The organism is Shewanella sp. S1-49-MNA-CIBAN-0167, assembly GCF_040310145.1.
In the GTDB taxonomy this organism is placed as follows: Bacteria; Pseudomonadota; Gammaproteobacteria; order Enterobacterales; family Shewanellaceae; genus Shewanella; species Shewanella psychromarinicola.
Genome location: NZ_JBEOPO010000099.1, coordinates 1 through 1009, shown reverse-complemented (window position 1 = coordinate 1009; position 1009 = coordinate 1). Strand labels below are relative to the sequence as shown.

Genomic DNA, 1009 nt, shown 5'->3' with positions numbered 1-1009 from the left:
CATAATGGAATCCTTTATTGTGCTGGTTGATGACAACTAAACACTCGTCTAGTTGATTATACAATAGGTATTACAAGTAGCATGCCAACTTTAAAAGAATCAGTAACCACATAATTAATATACTAAATTAATTAATTATCGTTCATATAAATGAACCAACCTCTCGAACAAAAAACCAACAGGTAGTAAAATTAACCATATCGTTAGTGAGAATGACCAGCCCTTTTGTTAACCCATGTAAAAAAGATGAACAGCTTAAATAAATGGCCAGCTATCACCGTGGTGTTAAGTGAAATGACTGAGTGTATGAGTGAGTGAATGACTGATTGAATGATTGAATGAGTGAGTGAATGACTGATTGAATGAGTGAATGAGTGAGTCAACGTTTTAGCGAGTAAACACACTCATAATCTAACGGCGGGATGTCACAATTTGCTTTCGAGCTTAAGCCTTGTAACCATGCTTTCGCGCATCAATGGTAAAAACACTGCAACCTTTACCACTCATAGATCTAATAAAGTCAGTTAAACATTGATGGCTGTCTTGGTCGTTAATCCCAATACGTGCCTTTATGCTTCATGGTACATGGTACATGGTACAGAAAATGGCTTTACATCAGGTAATGAGAAAGCAGATGTCCTCAAGAGTGGTCAATTAGTCGAGGGGCATCCAACGGTTACATTCTTGCTTTGCTTATTGGGTCTAAAAAAAACGGTTGTGTCTGCTGTGACGGGGCTGCTGTGGGAATGGGTACAACCTTGCTACTTCATTGCGACTTAGTGTATGCCGACAATAGGGCTAGATTTCAGATGCCATTTGTTAGTCTGCTCTTGGTTCCTGAAGCCGCATCAAGCTTATTGTTACCCTTAATCGTGGGCCAACAAAAAGCGGCTGAACTCATCTAACTCGGAGAAGTATTTAGTGCTGGGTAGACGTTAAAATCGAGTCGTTTTTTGACTCATCACTACGGCTATCACAAAGTAAGCTAACAGACCGATACTGGGGGTGC

Annotated in this window: 1 pseudogene; it reads left to right on the top strand. The window is 39.9% G+C overall.

From position 1 onward, the window contains the following. Positions 1–582 precede the first annotated feature (582 nt). A pseudogene (locus tag AAEZ00_RS20535) lies at positions 583–902 on the top strand (enoyl-CoA hydratase-related protein); the annotation flags it as partial. Between the last annotated feature and the right edge of the window lie 107 nt (positions 903–1009).